Annotated in this window: 1 protein-coding gene; it reads right to left on the bottom strand. The window is 66.0% G+C overall.

From position 1 onward, the window contains the following. Positions 1 to 123: 123 nt before the first annotated feature. A complete protein-coding gene (locus ACFWBY_RS26960; RefSeq protein ID WP_385344641.1) occupies positions 124 to 477 on the bottom strand; it encodes a PRC-barrel domain-containing protein in 354 nt (117 codons plus the stop codon). Between the last annotated feature and the right edge of the window lie 333 nt (positions 478 to 810).

Here is an 810-nt window from a genome sequence, read left to right as displayed (position 1 = left end):
CCCTGCGCCCCGAGCTGGGGCGAGGGCCCCCGCCGGGCAGCGGCAGCACCGGACGTCCCAGGGGGGGGGGGCGCAACCCGTTGGGGGGCCCCCCCCCGCCTCGCACAGCCGTGCCCGCGTCGGTTACAGGCGGTGCGGTCCGTCGTAGTAGCCGCCGACCTGGCGGTGGTAGTCCGCGTCGCCGAGGTGCTTGTCCTTGTCGAACTCGGGAGCGTTCTTGATCTGCTCCTTCGTCCGGTCGACGTAGATCTTCTCGTCGTTCGCGTCGATCCGGCTGATCGTGCCCGCGGGCAGGAGGACTTCCTTGCCGAAGATCCACGGACCGGTGTCGACCACGATGTAGGAGGAGCCGACCTCATCCGAGTGCTTGTCGACCTTGCCGATGGAACCGTCGCTCGCCTCGACCTTGTACCCCGTCAGATCCGACCCGCCCAGACGGCCGGCGGTCTCGCGGTAACCCCAAAAATTCTCAGTCATGCGAAAAACAACTCCTTCGGTCAAATGGGAGACGGAGGGGACATGAATTCTCGACCGGTCTTCCTTTCCGTACTGCGTTCACGGCGGAACTCCCGTTCTGGCCTGACCACCGCCTGCCCCGCGTTTTGTCTCCTACACCTCTCGGGTTGCATCCGGGACCGAGACGGCCGTCGATCTTTGGAGGTGAGCAGGTCTCCTGCTGCGTCACGGCGACCGTCCCGATATTCTCCCCATTACCCCCGATATCCGGTTTCACCCGGTACCGCAAAACCAGTACCCCGCACATGGCGACATGGCGGTGGCCTGTCACCCCCCGGCCGGGGGGTGACAGGC

It is taken from the genome of Streptomyces sp. NPDC060049 (genome assembly GCF_042736715.1).
In the GTDB taxonomy this organism is placed as follows: Bacteria; Actinomycetota; Actinomycetes; order Streptomycetales; family Streptomycetaceae; genus Streptomyces.
This window is presented reverse-complemented; position numbering and strand designations above follow the sequence as displayed.

Coding starts and splice junctions, on each gene's coding strand:
- ACFWBY_RS26960 (WP_385344641.1), bottom strand. CDS start 477: ATGACTGAGAATTTTTGGGGTTACCGCGAGACCGCCGGCCGTCTGGGC.